Origin of the sequence: Streptomyces sp. NPDC017940 (assembly GCF_044328435.1) — a bacterium.
Taxonomy (GTDB): Bacteria; Actinomycetota; Actinomycetes; order Streptomycetales; family Streptomycetaceae; genus Streptomyces.
This window is the reverse complement of the sequence record NZ_JBIRHJ010000009.1, coordinates 206,627-227,739: the sequence shown is the minus strand read 5'-3', so window position 1 is coordinate 227,739 and position 21,113 is coordinate 206,627. Positions and strand designations below refer to the sequence as shown.

19 protein-coding genes are annotated in these 21,113 nt (G+C 72.4%); 7 read left to right on the top strand and 12 right to left on the bottom strand.

Annotated elements, in window-relative coordinates; genetic code table 11:
* Nucleotides 1–17: 17 nt before the first annotated feature.
* The 3 genes from ACH4DX_RS29585 to ACH4DX_RS29575 form a co-directional block, all read right to left on the bottom strand.
* Nucleotides 18–800 carry a 3-oxoacyl-ACP reductase gene (locus tag ACH4DX_RS29585; RefSeq protein ID WP_398121709.1) on the bottom strand — a complete coding sequence of 261 codons (783 nt, stop codon included), beginning with the start codon at nucleotides 798–800 and terminating at the stop codon, nucleotides 18–20.
* Nucleotides 797–2,167, bottom strand: coding sequence for an aldehyde dehydrogenase family protein (locus tag ACH4DX_RS29580; RefSeq protein ID WP_398157393.1), 1,371 nt, complete (start codon nucleotides 2,165–2,167; stop codon nucleotides 797–799). Before ACH4DX_RS29580 ends, ACH4DX_RS29585 begins: the two co-directional genes overlap by 4 nt.
* A 65-nt stretch (nucleotides 2,168–2,232) precedes the next feature.
* The gene (locus ACH4DX_RS29575; RefSeq protein WP_398157392.1) at nucleotides 2,233–3,597 is read right to left on the bottom strand and encodes a glutamine synthetase family protein; all 1,365 of its coding nucleotides are present in this window, start codon (nucleotides 3,595–3,597) and stop codon (nucleotides 2,233–2,235) included.
* A gap of 78 nt (nucleotides 3,598–3,675) precedes the next feature.
* On the opposite strand from ACH4DX_RS29575, the gene ACH4DX_RS29570 reads away from it, so the two are divergent.
* The 3 genes from ACH4DX_RS29570 to ACH4DX_RS29560 all read left to right on the top strand — a co-directional run bounded on the left by ACH4DX_RS29570 (nucleotide 3,676) and on the right by ACH4DX_RS29560 (nucleotide 6,856).
* On the top strand, nucleotides 3,676–4,422 hold the full coding sequence (locus ACH4DX_RS29570) for a FadR/GntR family transcriptional regulator (RefSeq protein WP_398157391.1): 747 nt from the start codon (nucleotides 3,676–3,678) through the stop codon (nucleotides 4,420–4,422).
* A 201-nt stretch (nucleotides 4,423–4,623) separates the two neighbouring features.
* Nucleotides 4,624–6,081 (top strand): ethanolamine permease, encoded by a 1,458-nt coding sequence (gene eat, locus ACH4DX_RS29565; RefSeq protein ID WP_398157390.1) that lies wholly within the window; start codon nucleotides 4,624–4,626, stop codon nucleotides 6,079–6,081.
* 76 nt (nucleotides 6,082–6,157) lie between these two features.
* Entirely contained in the window at nucleotides 6,158–6,856 is a 699-nt protein-coding gene (locus tag ACH4DX_RS29560) for a gamma-glutamyl-gamma-aminobutyrate hydrolase family protein (protein ID WP_398157389.1), read from the top strand.
* On the opposite strand, the gene ACH4DX_RS29555 is transcribed toward ACH4DX_RS29560, so the two are convergent.
* Entirely contained in the window at nucleotides 6,853–7,785 is a 933-nt protein-coding gene (locus ACH4DX_RS29555) for a LysR family transcriptional regulator (protein ID WP_398157388.1), read from the bottom strand. The genes ACH4DX_RS29560 and ACH4DX_RS29555 overlap by 4 nt on opposite strands.
* A gap of 202 nt (nucleotides 7,786–7,987) precedes the next feature.
* Between ACH4DX_RS29555 and ACH4DX_RS29550 the strand changes: the two genes are divergently transcribed.
* Entirely contained in the window at nucleotides 7,988–9,106 is a 1,119-nt protein-coding gene (locus ACH4DX_RS29550) for a TDT family transporter (protein WP_398157387.1), read from the top strand.
* Between the two features lie 15 nt (nucleotides 9,107–9,121).
* Here the strand turns inward: ACH4DX_RS29550 and ACH4DX_RS29545 are convergent, their stop codons facing one another.
* From ACH4DX_RS29545 to ACH4DX_RS29530, 4 genes are all read right to left on the bottom strand, one after another.
* Nucleotides 9,122–9,874, bottom strand: coding sequence for a helical backbone metal receptor (locus ACH4DX_RS29545; protein ID WP_398157508.1), 753 nt, complete (start codon nucleotides 9,872–9,874; stop codon nucleotides 9,122–9,124).
* Between the two features lie 12 nt (nucleotides 9,875–9,886).
* Nucleotides 9,887–10,462 carry a helix-turn-helix domain-containing protein gene (locus tag ACH4DX_RS29540; RefSeq protein ID WP_398157386.1) on the bottom strand — a complete coding sequence of 192 codons (576 nt, stop codon included), beginning with the start codon at nucleotides 10,460–10,462 and terminating at the stop codon, nucleotides 9,887–9,889.
* A 330-nt stretch (nucleotides 10,463–10,792) separates the two neighbouring features.
* Nucleotides 10,793–13,402 (bottom strand): ABC transporter permease/substrate binding protein, encoded by a 2,610-nt coding sequence (locus ACH4DX_RS29535; protein WP_398157385.1) that lies wholly within the window; start codon nucleotides 13,400–13,402, stop codon nucleotides 10,793–10,795.
* Entirely contained in the window at nucleotides 13,395–14,606 is a 1,212-nt protein-coding gene (locus ACH4DX_RS29530; protein WP_398121695.1) for a glycine betaine/L-proline ABC transporter ATP-binding protein, read from the bottom strand. The genes ACH4DX_RS29535 and ACH4DX_RS29530 overlap by 8 nt, the downstream gene beginning before the upstream one ends.
* Before the next feature lie 248 nt (nucleotides 14,607–14,854).
* Here ACH4DX_RS29530 and ACH4DX_RS29525 point away from each other — a divergent pair, with 248 nt between their 5' ends.
* Both ACH4DX_RS29525 and ACH4DX_RS29520 read left to right on the top strand, forming a co-directional pair.
* On the top strand, nucleotides 14,855–15,769 hold the full coding sequence (locus ACH4DX_RS29525; protein ID WP_398121899.1) for a 5'-3' exonuclease H3TH domain-containing protein: 915 nt from the start codon (nucleotides 14,855–14,857) through the stop codon (nucleotides 15,767–15,769).
* 53 nt (nucleotides 15,770–15,822) lie between these two features.
* Nucleotides 15,823–16,659, top strand: coding sequence for a siderophore-interacting protein (locus ACH4DX_RS29520; RefSeq protein ID WP_398157384.1), 837 nt, complete (start codon nucleotides 15,823–15,825; stop codon nucleotides 16,657–16,659).
* 185 nt (nucleotides 16,660–16,844) lie between these two features.
* Here the strand turns inward: ACH4DX_RS29520 and ACH4DX_RS29515 are convergent, their stop codons facing one another.
* Entirely contained in the window at nucleotides 16,845–17,423 is a 579-nt protein-coding gene (locus tag ACH4DX_RS29515) for a GNAT family N-acetyltransferase (RefSeq protein WP_398157383.1), read from the bottom strand.
* An 87-nt stretch (nucleotides 17,424–17,510) separates the two neighbouring features.
* Here ACH4DX_RS29515 and ACH4DX_RS29510 point away from each other — a divergent pair, with 87 nt between their 5' ends.
* Entirely contained in the window at nucleotides 17,511–18,455 is a 945-nt protein-coding gene (locus tag ACH4DX_RS29510; RefSeq protein ID WP_398157382.1) for an RluA family pseudouridine synthase, read from the top strand.
* A gap of 70 nt (nucleotides 18,456–18,525) precedes the next feature.
* Here the strand turns inward: ACH4DX_RS29510 and ACH4DX_RS29505 are convergent, their stop codons facing one another.
* The 3 genes from ACH4DX_RS29505 to ACH4DX_RS29495 are packed head-to-tail and all read right to left on the bottom strand — an operon-like array spanning nucleotide 18,526 to nucleotide 21,092.
* Nucleotides 18,526–20,034, bottom strand: coding sequence for a cytochrome P450 (locus tag ACH4DX_RS29505; RefSeq protein ID WP_398157381.1), 1,509 nt, complete (start codon nucleotides 20,032–20,034; stop codon nucleotides 18,526–18,528).
* A 19-nt stretch (nucleotides 20,035–20,053) separates the two neighbouring features.
* A complete protein-coding gene (locus ACH4DX_RS29500; RefSeq protein ID WP_398157380.1) occupies nucleotides 20,054–20,683 on the bottom strand; it encodes a GTP-binding protein in 630 nt (209 codons plus the stop codon).
* Nucleotides 20,664–21,092, bottom strand: coding sequence for a DUF742 domain-containing protein (locus ACH4DX_RS29495; RefSeq protein ID WP_398157507.1), 429 nt, complete (start codon nucleotides 21,090–21,092; stop codon nucleotides 20,664–20,666). The genes ACH4DX_RS29500 and ACH4DX_RS29495 overlap by 20 nt, the downstream gene beginning before the upstream one ends.
* Nucleotides 21,093–21,113: the final 21 nt, after the last annotated feature.

The following is a 21,113-nucleotide window of genomic DNA, read 5'->3' as shown; positions in this document are numbered from 1 at the left end:
GCCGCGCCACCGGTGGACTACAGGGGCGTCACGTACGCCCCGGAGATGCCGCCGTCGACCAGGAAGTCGGTGGCGTTCACGAACGAGGAGTCGTCGCTCGCGAGGAACGCGACCGCGGCGGCCAGCTCGTCGGCCTCGGCGAAGCGGCCCACGGGGATGTGCACGAGGCGGCGCGCGGCGCGCTCGGGGTCCTTGGCGAACAGCTCCTGGAGGAGGGGGGTGTTGACAGGGCCCGGGCACAGCGCGTTCACGCGGATGCCCTCGCGCGCGAACTGCACCCCGAGCTCGCGGGACATGGCGAGCACGCCGCCCTTGGAGGCGGTGTACGAGATCTGCGAGGTCGCGGCGCCCATCCGGGCCACGAACGAGGCCGTGTTGATGATGGAGCCCTTGCCCTGGCGCCGCATGTAGGGGATCGCGGCCTTGCAGCAGAGGTAGACGGAGGTGAGGTTGACCTCCTGGACGCGCTTCCAGGCCTCCAGGCCGGTGTCCAGGATGGAGTCGTCGTCGGGCGGCGAGATGCCGGCGTTGTTGAAGGCGACGTCGACGGAGCCGTAGGTGTCGTACGCCGTCCTGAACAGCGCCTCGACCTGCTCGGCGTCGGTGACGTCGACCTTCACGAACGTCCCGCCGACCTCGTCGGCGGCCTTCTTGCCCGCGGTCTCGTCGATGTCGCCGCACACCACGTGGGCGCCCTCCGCGGCGAGGCGGCGTGCGGTGGCGAGGCCGATGCCGCTGCCGGCACCGGTGATGACGGCGGTGCGGCCGACGAGGCGGCGGCACATGATCTCTTCGGTCACAGTGACGGACCCTCCGTGCTGATGAAGACGTTCTTGGTCTCGGTGAAGGCGGCAAGGGCGTCCGGGCCGAGCTCGCGCCCGAGCCCGGACTGCTCGTAGCCGCCGAAAGGCGTCCAGTAGCGCACGCTGGAGTGGGAGTTGACGGACAGGTTCCCGGCCCGTACCGCCTGGGACACCCGCAGCGCCCGGCCCACGTCCCGGGTCCAGATCGATCCGGACAGGCCGTACTCGGTGGCGTTGGCGAGGCGGACGGCCTCCGCCTCGTCGTCGAAGGGCAGCACGACGGCGACGGGCCCGAAGACCTCCTCGACGGCCACCGGTGACGTCGGCGCCGCGTCCGTGAGCACGGTGGGCGGGAACCAGAAGCCGGGCCCGTCGGGCACGCTGCCGTGGATGCCCGCGCCGGACGGCACATAGGACCGCACCCGCTCCAGCTGGGCCCGGGAGATCAGGGGGCCCATCAGGGTCTTCTCGTCGGCGGGGTCACCGACGGCGTACGACTCGACCACGGGCGCGAGGTGTGCGAGGAAGCGGTCGTACACCGAGCGCTGCACCAGGATGCGGGTGCGGGCGCAGCAGTCCTGACCGGAGTTGTCGAGGAAGGCTCCGGGTGCGGCGAGGGCGGCGGCCTCCACGTCGGCGTCCGCGAAGACGATGTTCGGGCTCTTGCCGCCGAGTTCGAGGGTCAGGCGCTTCACGCGGTCCGCGCACTTGGCCATGATCTGCTTGCCGACGCGGGTGGAGCCGGTGAACACGATCTTGGCGACGCCCGGGTGCTCCACGAGCGCGTTCCCGGCGACGGCGCCCTCCCCGGGCAGGACCTGGAAGAGGCCCTCGGGCAGGCCTGCCTCCAGGGCGAGCTCGGCCAGGCGCAGGGCGGTCAGCGGGGTGGTCTCGGCGGGCTTGAGGAGCACCGCGTTGCCCGCCGCGAGTGCCGGGGCCGCGCCCCAGGCGGCGATGGGCATCGGGAAGTTCCAGGGCGCGATGACGCCGACGACGCCGAGGGGTTCGAGCATCGTGACGTTCAGGCCGCCGGGCACCGGGATCTGACGGCCGTTGAGCCGCTCGACGCCGCCCGCCGCGTAGTCGAAGAGGTCACGTGCGTTGCCCGCCTCCCAGCGTGCGTTGCCGATGACGTGCCCGGCCTCGCGCACCTCGATCCTGGCGAGCTCCTCGATGTGGTCGTCGATGACGGCGGCGAAGCGGCGGAGCAGCCGGGCCCGGTCGGCGGGGGCCGCGGCGGCCCACCTCGCCTGCGCCCTAGAGGCGTGCGCGACGGCCGCGTCGACGTCCCGTGCGGTGGCCGCGGGGACGGTGGCGACGACGGCCTCCGTCGCCGGGTTCAGTACCTGGAGTGAATCGAGCAAGGAAGTGCCTCACATACGGTCGAGGGAGCGGACGTGCCTCGCGCGTCCGGGCGGGCGGACGCGCCTCACAAGCGTTCGAAGGAGCGGCGCAGCTCCCAGTCGGTCACCGCGGAGTCGAAGGCCGCCAGCTCGACCCGCGCCATGTTGCGGTAGTGCGCGACGACCTCGTCACCGAACGCGGCCTTGGCGACGGGGCTGTTCTCCCAGAGCTCGGCGGCCTCGCGCAGCGTCGTCGGTACGTGTTCGTAGTCGGCGGCGTAGGCGTTGCCCGTGCAGGCGTCGGGCAGTTCGAGCTGCTGCTCCACGCCGTGCAGGCCCGCGGCGATCAGTCCGGCGACGGCCAGGTAGGGGTTGACGTCGCCGCCGGGCAGCCGGTTCTCGAAGCGCATCGAGCGGCCGTGGCCGACCACGCGCAGCGCGCAGGTGCGGTTGTCGTGGCCCCAGGCGGCGGCCGTGGGCGCGAAGGTGCCCGGCTGGAAGCGCTTGTAGGAGTTGATGTGGGGCGCGTACAGGAGCGAGAAGTCGCGCAGCGCGGCCAGCTGTCCGGCGAGGAAGTGCCGCATCAGCGGGGACATGCCCCCGGGGCCTTCACCTGCCATGGCGTTGGTGCCGTCGGCGTCCTGGAGCGAGAGGTGGATGTGGCAGGAGTTGCCCTCGCGCTCGTTGTACTTCGCCATGAAGGTGAGCGAGACGCCTTCCTGCGCGGCGATCTCCTTGGCGCCCGTCTTGTAGACCGAGTGCTGGTCGCAGGTGACGAGTGCCTCGTCGTAGCGGAACACGATCTCGTGCTGGCCCGGGTTGCACTCGCCCTTCGCGGACTCGACGGTCAGTCCCGCGGCCGCCATCTCGTTGCGGATGCGGCGCAGCAGCGGCTCGACGCGCCCGGTGCCGAGGACGGAGTAGTCGATGTTGTACTGGTTGGCGGGGGTGAGTCCTTGGTAGCCCGCGTCCCAGGCCTGTTCGTAGGTGTCCTTGAAGACGATGAACTCCAGCTCCGTACCGACGTGCGCGGTGTAGCCGAGCTCGGCGAGCCGGTCGAGCTGGCGGCGCAGTATCTGGCGCGGGGCGGCCACGACGGGCCCGCCGTCCTCCCAGGCGAGGTCGGCCATCAGCAGGGCCGTGCCCTCGTTCCAGGGGACGCGGCGCAGCGTGTCGACGTCGGGGCGCATGGCGAAGTCGCCGTAGCCGCGGTCCCAGGAGGACATCGCGTAGCCGTCGACCGTGTTCATCTCCGTGTCGACGGCGAGGAGGTAGTTGCAGCCCTCCGTGCCGTGCTCCAGGACCTCGTCCAGGAAGAACCGGGCGGCGAACCGCTTGCCCTGGAGCCGCCCCTGCATGTCGGGGAAGGCCAGGACGACAGTGTCGATCTCGCCGCTCGCCACCAGAGCACGCAGCTCCTCGACGCCGAGCGGGGGTGTGCGGTCTGCCACGGGAAAAGCCTCCTTGGGTCAGCCGAGTGGCCATAAGGTATTGCGGAGAACCTTTGCTTGGGAAGGGGGTACGGGCAGATGTCGCACGCGGAGGTCAACGCCGCGCACGCCTCGGCCGACGACCGGTTGACGCAGGTCCTGCGTCCGGTCCGGGCGGGCAACGGCTTCGAGGAGGCCCTGGAGCAGATCCTCCAGGTGGTCCGGCTCGGCCTGGTGCCGGGCGGCGAGCGCCTTCCGGCCGAGCGGGAGCTCGCCGACCGGCTCGGGATCAGCCGGGTCACGCTGCGCGAGGTCCTGAAGGTGCTCCAGGACCAGGGGCTCGTGGAGTCACGCCGGGGGCGCTACGGGGGTACGTTCGTGCGCCCGCGCCCGGTGGCCCCCGGCGAGGACGAACTGCGCAGGCGCATCGCGGACGTGGACGTGGAGGACGCGCTGCGCTTCCGCGAGGTCCTCGATGTGGGGGCGGCCGGCCTGTGTGCCGCGCACGGGCTCGGTGCCGAGCAGGCCGAGCGCCTGCGTGCCGCGCTCGCGCGCACCCACGACGCGCCGCTCGCCGAGTACCGCCGCCTCGACACCCTGCTGCACCTCACGCTGGCCGAGCTTTCCGGCTCGCCCTCGCTCACCGCGCAGTACGCGGCGGTCCGCGCCACCGTCAACGACCTCCTGGACTGCATCCCGCTCCTGGTGCGCAACCTGGAGCACTCGCAGCGCCAGCACACCGCCCTGGTGGAGGCGGTTCTGGACGGCGACGCGGACGGCGCGCGGGAGATGATGCGCGAGCACTGCGCGGGGACGGCGGCGCTGCTTCGGGGCTTCTTGACGTGAGCGCGCTCCCCGCCGGGGGCGCCCGGGCCGCTCCGGCACTCCGGCACTCCGGCACTCCGGCGTGAGCATCCCCCCCGGCCCGGGGCCGCCGCGATTTACCGCGGTGTAACGCCCAGGTCTTGCTTTCCCACCCCCACCACCGCAAAGGTATGGCCTCACTCCATTGAAGTCCCGTTGTACGCCGACGCAGGGAGCCGTGCCATGAGCCTGGAGTCCACCGAGCCGTCGAAGGGCCGCGCCGCCGAGGATCCGGGCGACGACTATCTGGAGCGGCGCGCGCTGCGCCGCGGCAACGCCGGCTGGGTGCTCCTCACCGGCCTCGGCGTCGCCTACGTCGTCTCCGGTGACTTCTCCGGGTGGAACTCCGGCCTGAAGGAGGGCGGCTTCGGCGGCCTCGGCATCGCGATGGTGCTCATGGGCGTGATGTACGCCTGCATGGTCTTCTCGCTCGCCGAGCTGTCGTCTGTCCTGCCGACGGCGGGCGGCGGCTACGGCTTCGCGCGGCGCGCGCTCGGCCCCTGGGGCGGCTTCCTCACCGGCACGGCGATCCTCATCGAGTACATCCTCGCGCCCGCCGCGATCTCCATCTTCATCGGCGACTACGTCGAGTCGCTCGACCTGTTCGGCCTGGAGTCCGGCTGGCCGGTGTACCTGGCCTGCTTCGTGATCTTCATCGGCATCCATCTGTGGGGCGTGGGCGAGGCGCTGCGCTTCAGCTTCGTCGTCACGGGGATCGCGGTGGCGGCGCTGCTCGTCTTCGCCGTGGGCGCGTTCATGGACTTCGACGCCTCCGGCCTGAACGACATCGCTGTCGACCACGACGCGTTCGGGGCCAACTCCTGGCTGCCGCTCGGTCTGCTCGGCATCTGGGCGGCGTTCCCGTTCGGCATGTGGTTCTTCCTCGGCGTGGAGGGCGTGCCGCTCGCCGCCGAGGAGACCAAGGACCCCGCGCGCACGCTGCCGCGCGCCATCCGCTGGTCCCTGTGCATCCTGGTCGCGCTCGCCCTGCTCACCTTCTTCGCCTCGGCGGGTGCGCGCGGCTCCGCGGCCATCCAGGAGACCGGCAATCCGCTCGTGGACGCGCTCAGGACGGACGGCGAGGCGACGGCCCTGAGCCGCGTCATCAACTACGCGGGCCTCGCGGGCCTGGTGGCGTCGTTCTTCTCCCTGATCTACGCGGGCTCCCGCCAGCTCTTCGCCCTGTCCCGCGCGGGTTACCTCCCCCGCTTCCTCTCCCTCACGAGCCGCCGCAAGGCCCCCTACCTGGGCCTTCTCGTCCCCGGCGCGATCGGTTTCGCCCTGGCCGCGGCGACCGGTGACGGCGCGCGCATGCTGAACGTGGCGGTGTTCGGCGCCACCATCTCGTACGCCCTGATGTCGCTCTCGCACATCGTCCTGCGCCGCCGCGAGCCGCACCTGCCGCGGCCGTACCGCACCCCGGGCGGCGTCCTGACGTCCTCCGTCGCCCTCGTCCTCGCGTGCGCGGCGCTGGTCGCGACGTTCCTCGTCGACGTGACGGCGGCGTTCATCGCGCTCGGCGTGTACGGGGTCGCCCTCGCGTACTTCGGCCTCTACAGCCGCAAGCACCTGGTGGCGCGGGCCCCGGAGGAGGAGTTCGCGGCCCTCGCGGCGGCGGAGGCGGAGCTGGAACGCGACTGACGCCCCAGCCTTGGCACGCCGTACGACACACGGCACGGCACGGCACACGGAGAACTCCCAGCACACGGAGAACAAGGTGAACAAACCCCTCATCGGCATCAGCACCTACTGGGAGGCGAAGGCGAGCTGGGGCGTGTGGGAACTCCCCGCGGCGCTCCTGCCGGCCGGCTATCCGCGGCTGGTCCAGACCGCGGGCGGCCTCGCGTCGATGCTGCCGCCCGACGACCCGGCGTACGCGGCCGACGTCGTCGCCCGACTCGACGGCGTGGTCGTCGCGGGCGGCCCCGACGTGGAGCCGTCGCACTACGGAGCGGTGCGTGCGGACCTCACCGGGCCGCCCGCGCACGAGCGGGACGCGTGGGAACTCGCCCTGATCCGCGCGGCCCTCGAATCCGGCACCCCGCTGCTCGGCATCTGCCGGGGCATGCAGCTCCTGAACGTCGCCCTCGGCGGCACGCTCGTACAGCACCTGGACGGCCATGTGGCGGCCCCCGGCGTCTTCACCACCCACCCGGTGCGCCCGGTCCCCGGCACGCGCTACGCCGAGATCGTCCCCGACCCCTCGGCGGACGTCCCGACGTACCACCACCAGTGCGTGGACCGCCTGGCCGCGGGCCTGCACGTCTCGGCCCACGCGGAGGACGGCACGATCGAGGCCGTGGAACTCCCCTCCCCCGCCTGGGCCCTGGGCGTCCAGTGGCATCCGGAGGCGGGGCGGGACACGCGGGTGATGGAGGCGCTGGTGCGGGCGGCGGGAAGCGGGAGGAAGGGCTAGGGCGTCGCGCGGGTGAGGCTCAGGAGGTCGCGTGCGGGGCCCGCCGGTACGTGCCCCACGGGCCACACGGCGCGCAGCTCCCGCCGCAACCGCGTCCCGTCCACGGGGACACGGACGAGCCGCCGGGCGGCCAGCTCCTCCCCCACGGCCAGCTCACTGAGGACCGCCGGCCCGGCCCCGCTCACCGCGGCGGACTTCACGGCGGTGGTCGAGGACAGTTCGAGCAGCGGGCGGGCCAGCTCGCCGAGCGCCGCCTCCAGGACCTGACGCGTGCCGGACCCCTCCTCGCGCAGGATCAGCGGCGCGGCGGCCAGTTCGGCTGCCTCCACCGGGGCCCGCCGCCGCGCCCAGGCGTGACCCGGCGCCACCACCACGACGAGCCGGTCCTGCGCGACGACCACGCCGTCGAGGCCCGCGGGCACCCCGACCCCCTCCACGAACCCGACGTCGGCCTCCCCCGTGAGCAGCCGGCCGGTGACCGCCGCGGAGTTGCCCGCGAGCAGGGACACCGCGGTGTCGGGCCGCCGCGCCCGCAGGGCTATGAGCCATCCGGGCAGCAGGTACTCGGCGATGGTCATGCTGGCGGCGACCCGCAGCCGCGAGTCCCGCCGGTCCCGCAGCGCCTGCGCCCCCGCGTCGAAGGCCTCGGCCGCCTCCACGATCCGGCGGGCCCAGTCCGTGACGAGCGCACCCGCCTCCGTGAGCCGCGACCCGCGCGGCGAGCGGTCCACCAGGGCCACGCCGAGCTGCCGCTCCATGGAGCGGATCCGGCCGCTGGCGGCGGGCTGGGAGATGCCCAGCTCGCGCGCCGCCCGGCCGAGACTGCCGAGCCGCGCCACGGCGAGCAGCAGCTCCAGGGCGGCGAGATCCGGCACCCGGTGCGCGAGGGGCGCCCCCGACGGCGTACCGGACCCGGCATGGCCGCCCACCGCACCGGGCCCGCGGGACCCACCGGGCCCATGGGACCCACCGGACCCAGCAAGCCCACTGGACCCAGCAAGCCCACTAAACCCACCGGACCCATCGGCCCCACCCGTGACAGAGGCACCAGAAGAACTCATAAGCCCAGGTTATGCCCTCATAGAGGAGAGGTCCCTGGTGGGCCGGGCCGCCCGCCCGCACCGTGGAGTCATGGTCACCGCCGTCCCCACCGCCGCCCCGGCCCGCCCGGCCGCAGGGCCCCGCTTCGCCGCCCTGCGCCACCTGGGCCCGAACTGGTACGCCGCCGTCATGGGCACCGCCGTCGTCGCCAACGCGGGCGCCGCCCTGCCCGTGGACGTGCCCGGGGCGCGCACGGGTGCGACGGCGGTGTGGGCGCTCTCGTTCGTGATGCTGGTCGCGCTGCTCACCGCCCGGGCCCTCCATCTCACGCACCACCGCGACCAGGCGCGCGCCCACCTCGCCGACCCGGCGGTGGCGCCGTTCTACGGCTGCCTGTCGATGGCGCTCCTCGCCGTCGGCGGTGGCACGGTGCTCGTGGGCGCGGACTGGCTCGGCACCACCGCGGCCGTCGCCGTCGACGCGGTCCTGTTCACCGCGGGCACGGCCGTCGGGCTCGCCGCGGCCGTCGCGGTGCCGTATCTGATGGTGGTGCGGCACCGCGTACCGCCGGGCTCCGCCTCGCCGGTGTGGCTCCTCCCGGTCGTGGCACCCATGGTGTCGGCGGCCCTCGGACCGCTGCTCGTCCCGCATCTCCCCCCGGGGCAGGCCCAGGAGGCCCTGCTCCTCGGGTGCTTCGCCCTGTTCGGCCTGAGCCTGCTCGCCACCCTGCTGATGCTGCCGCTGATCTTCGGGCGCCTGGTGCACGGCGACCCGCTGCCGCTGGTGCTGACCCCCGCCCTCTTCCTGGTCCTCGGCCCGCTCGGGCAGTCGACCACGGCCGCGGGAAAGTTCGCGGACGTCGCGCCGGGTGTGCTCCCGGCCCCGTACGACGAGGGCCTCGCCGTCTTCGCCGTGCTGTTCGGCGTGCCGGTGATGGGCTTCGCGCTGCTGTGGCTCGCGCTCGCCGCCGCCCTGGTGCTGCGGGCCTGGCGGCGCGGCATGGGCTTCGCGATGACCTGGTGGGCGTTCACCTTCCCCGTCGGTACGTGTGTGACGGGCGCCGAGAGCCTCGGCACGCACACCGGCCTCGCGGCGTACGACTGGCTGGCCGTGGCGCTGTACGCCCTGCTGGTGGCGGCCTGGCTGGCGGCGCTCGCCAGGACCGTGCGCGGGGTCGCCGACGGCCGTCTGCTCGCGCCGCCGCGCTGACGGCGCGCAGGCAGGTCAGCGCAGCGCCGCCCGCAGCGCCGCGCCCAGCACCTCGGGGGCTTCGGCGAGCGAAGGCCCGTACCAGGTCAGATGGCGTCCGCTGACCAGCGCGACGGGGAGCGTGGCGGGGAAGGCCTCGGGGCCGTCCTCGCGGGTGAAGCGGTACGGCTCGTCCGGCAGCACCACCAGGTCGAGGCCCGCGGAGCACAGCTCGTCGAGAGGGACACGCGGATAGCGCTCGGTGTGTGCCGCGTACGCGTTGTCCACCCCCAGGCGGGCCAGCACATCACCGGCGAACGTGTCCCGGCCGAGGACCATCCAGGGCCTGCGCCAGATCGGCACCGCGGCCCGCGTCCCGACCGCGGGCTCCCCCGCGGTGCGACCGCCGGCCCCGTCCCCGTCCAGCCACCGGGACTCGGCCACGTCCAGCCACCGGGGCCGCCCCGCGCCGCACGCGGCGAGCACCCTGGCCAGCTCGTCGAAGGCCTGGCCGAGGCCGCGCACCTCCGTGACGAGCACCTCGACGCCCGCCGCCCGCAGCGCGTGGAGGTCCGGCGGGCGGTTCTCCTCCTCGTTGGCGATCACCAGATCGGGGCGCAGGGCCACGATCGCCGGTACGTCGGGGTTCTTGGTGCCGCCGACGCGCACGACGTCGAGGTCCGCCGGGTGCGTGCACCAGTCGGTCGCGCCCACCAGGGCGCCCGGCAGAGTCGTGGCCACGGCTTCCGTCAGTGACGGCACCAGCGAGACCACCCGGATGTCGGACACTCGCACGGGCCCTCAGTGCCGCCCGTCGTCGACGGCCTCGATGTGGTCGCCGACGGCGACGACGAGGACGCGCGCGTCGGCCGCCGTGGCCCGCCAGCGGTGCCGCACCCCGCCCGTCAGGAACAGGGTGTCGCCGCGCCCGAGGCGATAGGCGCGCCCCTCGGCCTCGACCTCGACGGCACCGGCGATGACGTACATCAGCTCGTCGTTGCGGTGCTGGAACTCGCGGCCCTCGTCGTGGTCGCCGACGTACTCGAACGCGTGCAGCTGGTGGTGGCCGCGCACCAGGTCACGGACGTGCGTCTCGCAGGTGCCGCCGGCCAGGCTCACCTCGTCGTGGGCGCGTACCAGGTCCACCGTGCAGGCCGGGTCGGCGGCCGCGAGCAGCTCCACGGCGGTCGTGTTTAGGGCGTCGGCGACCCGCTCCAGAGAGCGGGTGCTCGGCCGGGCCCGCTCGTTCTCGACCTGGCTGAGAAAGGGCACCGAGAGACCGCTGCGCGCGGCGACCACGGCAAGGGTGAGCTCCAGCTGGCGGCGCCGCCGCCGCACGGCCGAGCCCACCCGGAGGGTTTCCTTGCGCTCGTCCATGGCCCCGGCTCCCTTCTTCCGCTCCGGTCCACTGTCGCGTACGCGCGTACGCCTGTCGTCCTGCCCGCGTCATCACCCTGAAGGGTTTCCTGCACCCTACGCATGTTCGCCAAACGGTTTTACCCGGTTGGGCACTCCGGGCGCCGGTTCCGGCCGCCGTGAGCCCCCGCGCACCCCGTACGCATCGTGCACGGCCGGTCACGGCCGGGCCGGGGCAGGGGCCGTCGTGGCCCCGCGGGAACGCCCCGAGGGGTGGGCCTCGCCACACGGCGGTGCCCACCCCTCGGGGTCGTCAGGGGTCCGGCCCGTTCGGCGGCCGGGCCCGGTGCGTCACTGCACGGCCGTCATCTTCTCCTCGAAGCCCGGGTTCTTCTTCAACCAGGTGTCGACGGCCTCGGGCTCGTTGTTCTTGCCCGCCTTGTTGATCTCGTTCTCCAGGTCGCCCAGCTGCTTCTCGCTCATCCTGAAGTTCTTGAGCCACTTCGTGAGCTGCGGGTACCGGCCGGGGAAGTCCTTGCTGGAGAGCATGCGGATCGTGTTGCCCTTGCCGAAGCCGCCCTTGGGGTCCTTCAGCTTGGTGAGGTCGTACTCGCTGTACGCCCAGTGCGGCGACCAGAGCACGACCGCGACCGGCTCCTTCTTGGCGTACGCGGCCTTCAGCTCGGAGAGCATCGCGGGGGTCGAGCCCGCGGCGATCTCGTACTCGCCCTCCAGGCCGTAGCCGGGCAGGACCTTGTCCTTGAGCGCCTGCATCACGCCGGTGCCGGGCTCGATGCCGATGATCCTGCCCTTGAACTTGTCGCCCTTGCTCTTGAGGTCCGCGAGCGACTTCACGTCCTTGACGTAGGACGGGACGGCGACCTCCAGGGACGTCGGGCTGTACCAGGAGCCGAGGTCCTTGAGGTTGTCCTTGTTCTTCTCCCAGTACGTCTTCTGGGCGGTGGGCAGCCAGGCGTCGAGGTTGAGGTCGATGTCGCCCTGCGCGAGGCCGGTGTAGGCCGGGCCGACGTCGGCCGGGGTCAGGTCCATCGTGTAGCCGCGCTTCTCCAGGACGCGCTTCCACAGGTTGGTGACGGCGATGTTCTCGTCCCAGGCGAAGTACGCGGCCTTCAGCGGACGCTTGTTCTCGTCGCCGACGGTGTTCTTCGGCAGGGGCGCCATCTTGTCGAGCAGGCCCGGGTTCTTCTTCAGCCAGCCGCGCACGGCGTCCTGCTGCTTGCCCTTGCCGGCCTTGTTGATCTCCGCTTCGAGATCCGTCAGCTGCTTCTCGGTCATCGTGAACTTCTTGAGCCACTTGCCGACTTCGGGGTTCTCCTCGGAGAAGCCCTTGCGCGCCAGCGTGTGGACGCCGTCGCCCTTGCCCCAGGCGCCCTTCGGGTCCTTGAGCTTCTTCAGGTCGAAGTCGCTGTACGCCCAGTGCGGCGACCACAGCGTGGTGACGATCGGCTCCTTCTTGGCGTACGCGGCCTTCAGCTCGGAGAGCATCGCGGGCGTCGAGCCGTCGACGACCTTGTACTCCTTGTCGAGGCCGTACGCACCGAGGACCTTGTCCTTGAGCAGCCGCATCATTCCGGCGCTCGACTCGATGCCGGTGATCCTGCCCTTGAACGTGCCGCCCTTGCCCTTGAGGTCCGCAAGGGAGTCGACGTCCTTCATGTACGCGGGGACGGTCAGCTCCAGGGAGGTGGGGCCGAACCAGGATCCCAGGTCCTCCAGGTCCTTGCCGTACTTCTTCCAGTACGAGGCGTGCGTCGTCGGCAGCCAGGAGTCGGTCTGGAAGTCGATGTCGCCCTGCGCCAGGGAGGTGTACAGCGGACCGGCCTCGAGCTGGCTTGTGGTCACCTTGAAGCCGCGCCGCTCGAGGACCTCCTTCCAGAGGAAGGTGGAGGCGACGCCCTCGTCCCAGGGGATGTAACCGATCTTGACTTCCTTGCCCCGGCCGACGTTCTTCGTGTCGGCCACGGTCTCGGAGTCGGTACCGCCGAAGATGCTCATGCCGCCCGCGACGAGCGCGAGGACGACGACGCCGACCATCGCGACGACGGGCCGGGGGCGGTAGTTCCAGACGCTGAGGCCCTGCGCGGCCCGCAGCTTGGCGAGGGCGCGGCGGCCGAGCGGGGAGACCTGACCGCCGAGGCCGCTGGTGACGCGGTCCAGGTAGATGGCGAGGATCACGATGGAGATGCCCGCCTCCGCGCCGAGACCGACGTCGAGCTGGCCGATGGCGGCGTTGACGTCGGCGCCGAGGCCGGGGGTGCCGACCATGCCGGTCAGGGCCGCCATGGACAGGCCGAGCATGATGACCTGGTTGACACCGGCCATGATCGTGGGCAGCGCGAGCGGCAGCTGGACCCGGAAGAGGGTGTTGCGGGGCGTGGTGCCGAACGCGTCGGCCGCCTCCACCAGCTCCTTGTCGACCTGGCGGATGCCGAGCTCCGTCATGCGCACACCGGGGGCGAGCGCGAAGACGATGGTGGCGACGATGCCCGCGGGGGCGCCCATCCGGAAGAACAGCAGCGCCGGGATGAGGTAGATCATCGCGGGCAGCGTCTGCATCAGGTCGAGCACCGGCCTGACGATGCCGCTGACCGTCCTGGAGCGGGCCGCCCATATGCCCACGGGCACGGCGACGACCAGCGCCACGAAGGTCGAGACGAGCACGAGGGACAGCGTCATCATCGCGTTGTCCCACAACTCCAGGGACACGATGAAGGCGAAGCCCGCGAAGGCGAGCACACCGCCGAGCAGCCCGCGCAGCCAGAACGCGACGACGGCGAGGATGCCCGCCATGAGCAGCGGCTCGGGCCCGGAGAGTACGTCGTAGACGCCGTCCCACATGTTCTGGAAGAGCGTCTTGATGAAGTCGAACAGCCAGTCCATGTGCGTTCTGGACCACTCGACCGCGTCGTTGACCCAGTCGCCGAAGGGAATCCTAGGCACCGCTGCTCACCTTGCCCACGCTCTTGCCGCCGTCGCCACCGGCGTCGCCGCCGGTGGCCTCGGTGTTCTTGGTCTGCTGCGCCGGGACGATGGTCTGCTGCGCCGGGACGACGGCGTCGAGCGGCGCGTCGGCGGGTGCCATGGGCTCGCCGAGCACGGCGAGCAGCCGCGAGCTCGGCACGACGCCGACGAGTTCGCCGTCCGCGCCCGTCACGGCGACGGGCACGGTGCTCGTGGAGCACGGCGTGAACAGGTCGATGATCGGGGTGGACTCGGCCACGGCCGCGGGGGCGGCGGCCAGGACGTCCTCGGCGGTGCGCAGTTCCTTGCCGTCGGGCGCCGTGGTGCCGAGGACGGTGTCGGGGTCGGCCATGATGGCGCCCGCCGTCAGCACGCGGGAGCGGTCGACGTCCTGGGTGAACGCGGCGACGTAGTCGTTGGCGGGGGTGACGAGGATGTCCTCGGCGGTGCCCGTCTGGACGATGCGGCCGTCGCGCATGACGGCGATCTGGTCGCCGAGGCGCATGGCCTCGTTCAGGTCGTGGGTGATGAAGACGATGGTCTTCTTCAGGCGCTTCTGGAGTTCGAGGAGCTGGTCCTGCATGTCGCGGCGGATCAGCGGGTCGAGCGCGCTGAACGACTCGTCCATGAGCAGCAGGTCGGCGTCCGTGGCGAGGGCGCGGGCCAGGCCCACGCGCTGCTGCATGCCGCCGGACAGCTCGTCAGGCCAGGACTTCTCCCAGCCCTTGAGCCCGGCGAGTTCGAGCGCCTCCATGGCGCGCTTCTCGCGCTCGGCACGCGGCAGCCCCTGCACCTCCAGGCCGTAGGCCGCGTTCTCCAGGACACTGCGGTGCGGGAACAGCGCGAAGTGCTGGAAGACCATGCTGATCTTCTTCGAGCGCACCTCCCGCAGTTCGCGGGCGCTCAGCCCGGTGAGGTCCTGGCCGTCGAAGAGCACCTGCCCGGCCGTGGGCTCCGACAGTCCGTTGAGCATGCGCAGCAGCGTGGACTTGCCGGACCCGGAGAGACCCATGACGACGAAGATCTGGCCCGGTTCGACGGTGAAGGAAGCATCGATCACCGCGGCGGTGGTTCCCGCCGCACGCAGTTCCTCACGGTCGGTTCCGTGGCGGAGTTTCTCCACCGCGTCATCGGGTCGTCTGCCGAACACCTTGTACAGATGCTCGGCTTGCAGCCTGGACACATACACCTCTCGGGTCGAACCAAGACGGCCCGCCTCCCCCGTCGGCGGGCCGTGGAGCCGCGCGGCATCTATCCGCTTCGCGTCAAGAAGTTGAAAACTCGACCGAGTGTGCTCCGCGTGCGTGCCTGCCCCCACTTGTCCATACCAAACCAAAGAGTGACTCAGCTCACTTCCATGGCATCGGGCGCCGCTCGGCTGTCAGTGCGGTGCGGCATGATGCGAAGGTGACTCAAGCAACGCGGCGGCTGATGCTGCTCGACACGGCGTCCCTGTACTTCCGGGCCTACTTCGGGGTCCCCGAATCCGTGCGGGCGCCGGACGGCACTCCGGTGAACGCGGTGCGCGGCCTGCTCGAGTTCATCACGCGCCTGGTCCAGGACCACCGCCCGGACGACCTCGTCGCCTGCATGGACGCGGACTGGCGCCCGCACTGGCGCGTCGAGCTCATCCCTTCGTACAAGGCGCACCGCGTGGCCGAGGAGGCCCCCGAGGGAGCCGTCACGCCGGACACCGAAGAGGTCCCGGACACCCTCTCCCCCCAGGTCCCCGTCATCGAGGAGGTCCTGGACGCCCTCGGCATCGCCCGCGTGGGCGTCTCCCCGTACGAGGCGGACGACGTCATCGGCACCTACACCGCGCGGGCCGCGGGCCCGGTCGACATCGTCACGGGCGACCGCGACCTCTATCAGCTGGTGGACGACGCCCGGGGCGTCCGCGTCCTCTATCCCCTGAAGGGCGTGGGCACCCTCCAGACGACCGACGAGGCCTGGCTGCGCGAGAAGTACGGCGTGGACGGCCCCGGCTATGTGGACCTGGCCCTGCTGCGCGGCGACCCGAGCGACGGGCTGCCCGGGGTGCCGGGCATCGGCGAGAAGACCGCGGCCAAGCTGCTCGACGCCTTCGGCGACCTGGCCGGGATCATGGCGGCGGTGGACGACCCGGCGTCCCGGCTCACCCCCTCGCAGCGCAAGCGCCTCGACGAGTCGCGCGCCTATGTCGCCGTGGCACCCAAGGTGGTCCGGGTCGCGAGCGATGTCCCGCTGCCGGACGTGGAGGTCGCCGTGCCGCGCGAGCCGCGCGATCCCGCCGCCCTCGACGAGCTGGCCGCCCGCTGGGGGCTCGGAGGCTCGCTTAACCGACTGTTGACCGTACTTCAGGCCTGAGATGTTAGGTTAGGTAAACCTAACTATTGTGCACGAGGGGAAGGCCGACCGCCATGGCAGAGCGACCCGCACGTAAAGCTCCCAAGCTCCACACCGCGCAGGTCGTGCGCACCGAGCGCCTGACGCCCCACATGCTGCGCGTGGTCGTCGGTGGCAAGGGGCTCGCGGAGTTCACCGCCGGCGAGTGCACGGACCACTACGTGAAGCTTCTGTTCCCGCCCGCGGGCGGCAGCTATCCCGCGGACTACGACATGGAGCGGGCCCGTGCGGAGCTGCCGCGCGACCAGCGGCCGGTGATGCGTACGTACACGGTGCGCTGGTGGGACCCCAAGGCCCGCGAGCTGGCCCTCGACTTCGTGATCCACGGCGACGAGGGCCTGGCGGGGCCGTGGGCGCGGGACGTGCAGCCGGGCGAGACGATCCACCTGGCGGGCCCCGGCGGCGGGTATGCCCCGGACCCGGCCGCCGACTGGCACCTGATCGCCGGTGACGAGAGCGCGCTGCCCGCCATCGCCGCCGCCCTGGAGGCCCTGCCCGAGGGCGCCGACGTGCGTGCCTTCATCGAGGTCGAAGGCCCCGAGGAGGAGCAGCCCATCGACACCCACGCGAAGATCGTCTGGCTGCACCGCGACGGCCGCCCCGTCGGCCGGGCCCTCGTCGAGGCCGTCCGCGCCCTCGACTTCCCCTCCGGCGACCTCCAGGCCTTCGTGCACGGCGAGGCGGGCTTCGTGAAGGAGATCCGCCGCATCCTGCGCATGGAACACCAGGTCCCGCGCGAGCGCCTCTCCGTCTCCGGGTACTGGCGCCTCGGCCACAACGAGGACGGCTGGCAGGCGTCGAAGCCGGAGTGGAACGCGCAGGTGGAGGCGGAGCAGGAGGCGGCGGCCTGACGGGTCCTCCGGGCACGTCTGCCGAAGGCGGCGGCTGGGCGAAGGCGCCGGGCACTTGGACGCAGCCGCAGCCTGACGAAGCCGCCGGGCACATGGACGGAGCCGCAGCCTGACGAAGTCGCCAAGTGTGCGGGTGGCACGCGGTGGCACAGCGGAGGCGGCCTGCACGGTGGTCCGGTGGACTGTCAGGGGGCGATTCGGGCGTGCAGGTGCATGTCGTGCCACCCGTCCTCATGCAGCACCGCGCTCCGCTTGGTCCCCTCCGGTACGAACCCGGTCTTCAGGGCCACGCGGCACGACGCCTCGTTCGCCGTGGCGTGGGTGAGTTCGAGCCGGTGCAGCCCCACGACGTCCAGGGCCCAGGCGGCCAGGGCGGCGACGGCACGGGGTGCGACCCCCCGGCCCCGGAAACGGGGCCGGGTCCAGTACGCCGCCTCCGCCTGCCCGTCGGCGAGGTCGATCTCGCGGAGGGCGACCCGCCCCACCACCTGACCGGACTCCGCCCCGGCGACCGCCCAGTGCGCGCTGCGCTCCTCGGCCCAGTCCGCACGCCAGCCCTCGATCCACTCCCGGGCCTCGTCCTCGGTGTCGGCCACGCGCGCATGCCACCGCTGCAACACCGGGTCCTGGAAGGCCTCGTACACCACACCCGCGTCGTCGGGCGACCAGGGCCGCAGGACAAGGCCGCCGGGTGCGGGCAGCGACGGCTGTTCCCGGCGCGCGAAGGTGCCGGGCTCCACCACGTTCGAGATCTTGTAGGGCATGCCGCCATCGTGCAGGCCCACGGGGCGAGGGGACACCGGTTTTCCGGGGCGGCCCGGCACCCGGGCCGCCCCGTACGCTTGCCCGCTGTGACCCGCAGACGCCGCATCCCGCCCGCCCCCCTGCCGCAGCGCGACGGCGTCGACCCGGTACGGCTGCGGCTGCCCGCCGACGGGGCGTGGACGACCGTACGGGACCACCTCGTGGAACGGCTCTCCGCCCCGCCCGGCGCCGTCGACGCGATGCTGGCCGAGGGCGGCGTCGTCGGCGCCGACGGAACGCCGGTGGCACCGGACGCCCCGTACGCGGCGGGCGCGTACGTGTGGTTCCAGCGGGACCTGCCGGACGAGCCCCCGGTGCCGTACGACATCGAGGTCGTGTACCGCGACGAGCACATCGTCGTCGCCGACAAGCCGCACTTCCTCGCCACCGTGCCGCGCGGCAGCCATGTCGCCCAGACCGCGCTCGCCCGGCTCCGTGACGGCCTCGGCATCCCGGCGCTCGGTGCAGCGCACCGCCTGGACCGGCTCACCGCCGGCCTGCTCCTGTTCACCGTGCGGCCCGAGGAGCGCGGCGCCTACCAGTCGCTGTTCCACGACCGCCGTGTGCACAAGGAGTACGAGGCCGTGGCCGCCCACGACCCCGGCCTCGCGCTCCCGCGCACCGTACGCAGCCACATCGTGAAGGAGCGCGGCGTACTCGCGGCCTACGAGGTCGCGGACGCCGAACCCAACAGCGAGAGCGACGTCGAACTCGTCGAGCACGACGGCGGCATCGGACGCTACCGGCTGCTGCCGCACACCGGCCGCACCCATCAGCTCCGCGTCCACATGAACGCCATCGGCGTGCCCATCCTCGGCGACCCGCTCTACCCCGAGGTGCGGGCGCCGACGGCGCCCGACGACTTCCGGCGCCCCCTGCAACTCCTCGCCCGCTCCCTGCGGTTCACCGACCCCGTCACCGGCACCGGCCACCACTTCGTGAGCGGCCGCACCCTCCAGGCCTGGTCCTCGTACGAGGAGTGGGCCCGCTGACCCGGAGGGCACCCGGCGCTCGGGCCCCGGGAGCCGCGCCACCCCGTCTCCGTGGCCGCGCCACCCGGCCTCAGTAGCCGCGCCACCACTCCAGGAAGCGCCGCCAGGCCCCCCTGCCCCGGGCGGGCGCGCCCGCGGGCTGCGGTTCCGGCGGCGCGTCGGGGAGCGCGGCCGGCGGTACGGGGGCGGGCGGCGGCTCGAACGCCCGCGGCAGCGGCGACGACACCTCCCAGTGCCTGCGCGGCGCCGGCGCGTGCGACCTCGGCATGGCCGTGATGTCCTGCGGCGGCCGCTTGCCGAAGTGGACCGGCAGCTCCACCAGGTGCCGCGACATGATCGACGAGCGCCAGCGCAGCTCCCGCTCGTCGACGGCGAGTTCCACATCGGGCAGCCGCATGAGCAGCGCGTCCACGCCGGTGTCGGCGATGGCGCGGCCGATGTCCTGGCCGGGGCACTCGTGCGGCCCGCCGCTGAAGGCGAGGTGGGAGCGGTTGCCCTGCATGTTGGCGGCGAGGTCGGGGCGCACGACGGGATCGACGTTGCCCGGTGCGATGCCGAGCAGGAGACCGTCGCCCGCCTGGATCTGCTGACCGCCGAGCTGGGTGTCCTGCTTGGCGAAGTAGCCGATCATCGCGCTGAACGGCGGCTCGTCCCACAGCGACTGCTCGACCGCCTCCGGCACGGTCATCTGGCCGCCGCTGAGCCGGGCGCGGAAGCGCGGGTCGGTGAGCACCACGCGCAGGACGTTCGCGATGAGGTTCGCGGTGGCCTCGTACGCCGCGATGAGCACCAGGCGCAGATGGGCGGCGACCTCGTCGTCGGTGAGCCGCGCGGGCTGGGCGATGAGGGCGCTGGTGAAGTCCTCCTCGGGCTGGGCGCGGCGCCGCACCACGAGCCGGGTGAGGGCCTCCATCACGAACTCGTTGCTGGCGATGGCCGTCTCGGTGCCCTTGATCATGTCGCGGGCGGCCTGCACCATCCGCTCGCTGTACTCCTCGGGCATGCCGAGGATGTGCAGCATCACCATCATCGGCAGGTGCTCGGCGAACTGGCCGACCAGGTCGGCGCGGCCGGTCTCACAGATGCCGTTGATGATCTTGTTGCTGTAGCGGTTGATGTGGCGGCGGATGCCGCGGTGGTCCAGGCCCGCCATGGCGGCGGTGACGGCCCCGCGAAGCCGCTGGTGCTCGGCGCCCTCCACGAAGCTGCACATCGGCTGCCAGGTGAAGACGGGCGCGAGGGGGTGGTCGGCGCCCGCGGTGCCGTCCCGTACGGCGTTCCACCGCCGGGAGTCGCGGGTGTACTGCGAGGGCGTGCGGACCATGTGCAGGTTCTCGCTGTGGCCTAGCACCACCCAGACGCGTACGTCGTTGTGGAGCAGTGCCGGTGCCACCGCGCCGTGCTCGGCGCGCAGCTTCTCGTACACGCCCGCGATGTCCAGTTCCGCCTCGGGGCCGTACAGGCGGCGCAGGCCGCCGGCGCCGAGGCCGGAGGATTGGTGGGCGGGGCAGCCGGGCGGCGGCGCGGCGTCCTGCCCGGTGCCGGGTGCGGCGGGGGAATGGCGGGAGGGGGTCGTCACGGGTGTCGCTCCGGAGAGTTCAGGCCCTGGCCAGGGCGAGGGCGTGCAGATAGCGCACGAGGGTCATCAGGGTGTCCTTGCTGGAGACCCGCTGACGCGCGTCGCACGACACGATCGGCACCCGCTCGTCCAGGTCGAGCGCCGTGCGCAGGGCGTTCACGGGGTGCCGCGGGGCGTCGGGGAAGTCGTTGACGGCGATGATGAACGGCACGCCGCGCTCCTCCAGACGCCCGATCACGTCGAAGCTGACTTGCAGGCGGCGGGTGTCGATGAGCACCACGGCGCCGAGCGCGCCTTCGAAGAGGCCGTTCCACAGGAACCAGAAGCGCTCCTGGCCCGGGGTGCCGAACAGATAGAGCACCAGCTCTTCGGAGATGCTGATCCGGCCGAAGTCCATCGCCACGGTGGTGGCGGTCTTGGTCTCGGAGCCGTAGTTGTCGTCGACGCCGATGCCCGCCTGCGTCATGGTCTCCTCGGTGGTCAGCGGGCGGATCTCGCTGACCGAACCCACCATCGTCGTCTTGCCGACTCCGAACCCGCCCACGATGACGATCTTCGCGGCGGCCGCGGCCGTGGCGGGCAGGACGTCCTGCTCGTGGGGACCGGTGACGGTGCCGGGGGTGAGCGTGTCAGAGCTTTTGAAGTCCATGCATCACCGCTTCGAGGAGGGAACGGTCGGGGAACGCGGAGCGCACGACGGGCGCACGCGCGTGCACCAGGTCCGCCGCGAGCAACTCCGTGAGGAGCACGGTCACCACGCTGAACGGCAGCGCCATGTAGGCCGAAAGCTCCGCGGCGGACAGCGGCGTCCGGCACAGCCGCAGCAGCGCGGACTGCTCGGGCTGTGCCATCGGGGACGGGGCGCCCTTGGCGACGATCAACGTGACCAGGTCGATGGGGGCCCGCTCGGTGTCCTCGCCGGTGAGGATGTACAGCCTCGCGGGACCGCCTCCCGGGCCCGCAGGGGTCCCGGCGCCCGCCGCGCCCCCGGAGTCCGCGGCCCCGGAGTCCGCCGGGGACCCGGTACCCGTCGGGGCCCCGGACGGCGCCGGCGCCAGCGGGCTGCGGCGTTCGCGCCG

Bases quoted from the DNA above. Each gene is read 5' to 3' on its own strand.
- ACH4DX_RS29570 (WP_398157391.1), top strand. From the start codon at position 3,676: ATGTCGCACGCGGAGGTCAACGCCGCGCACGCCTCGGCCGACGACCGG.
- eat (WP_398157390.1), top strand. From the start codon at position 4,624: ATGAGCCTGGAGTCCACCGAGCCGTCGAAGGGCCGCGCCGCCGAGGAT.
- ACH4DX_RS29550 (WP_398157387.1), top strand. From the start codon at position 7,988: ATGGTCACCGCCGTCCCCACCGCCGCCCCGGCCCGCCCGGCCGCAGGG.
- ACH4DX_RS29540 (WP_398157386.1), bottom strand. From the start codon at position 10,462: ATGGACGAGCGCAAGGAAACCCTCCGGGTGGGCTCGGCCGTGCGGCGG.
- ACH4DX_RS29525 (WP_398121899.1), top strand. From the start codon at position 14,855: ATGCTGCTCGACACGGCGTCCCTGTACTTCCGGGCCTACTTCGGGGTC.
- ACH4DX_RS29520 (WP_398157384.1), top strand. From the start codon at position 15,823: ATGGCAGAGCGACCCGCACGTAAAGCTCCCAAGCTCCACACCGCGCAG.
- ACH4DX_RS29515 (WP_398157383.1), bottom strand. From the start codon at position 17,423: ATGCCCTACAAGATCTCGAACGTGGTGGAGCCCGGCACCTTCGCGCGC.
- ACH4DX_RS29500 (WP_398157380.1), bottom strand. From the start codon at position 20,683: ATGGACTTCAAAAGCTCTGACACGCTCACCCCCGGCACCGTCACCGGT.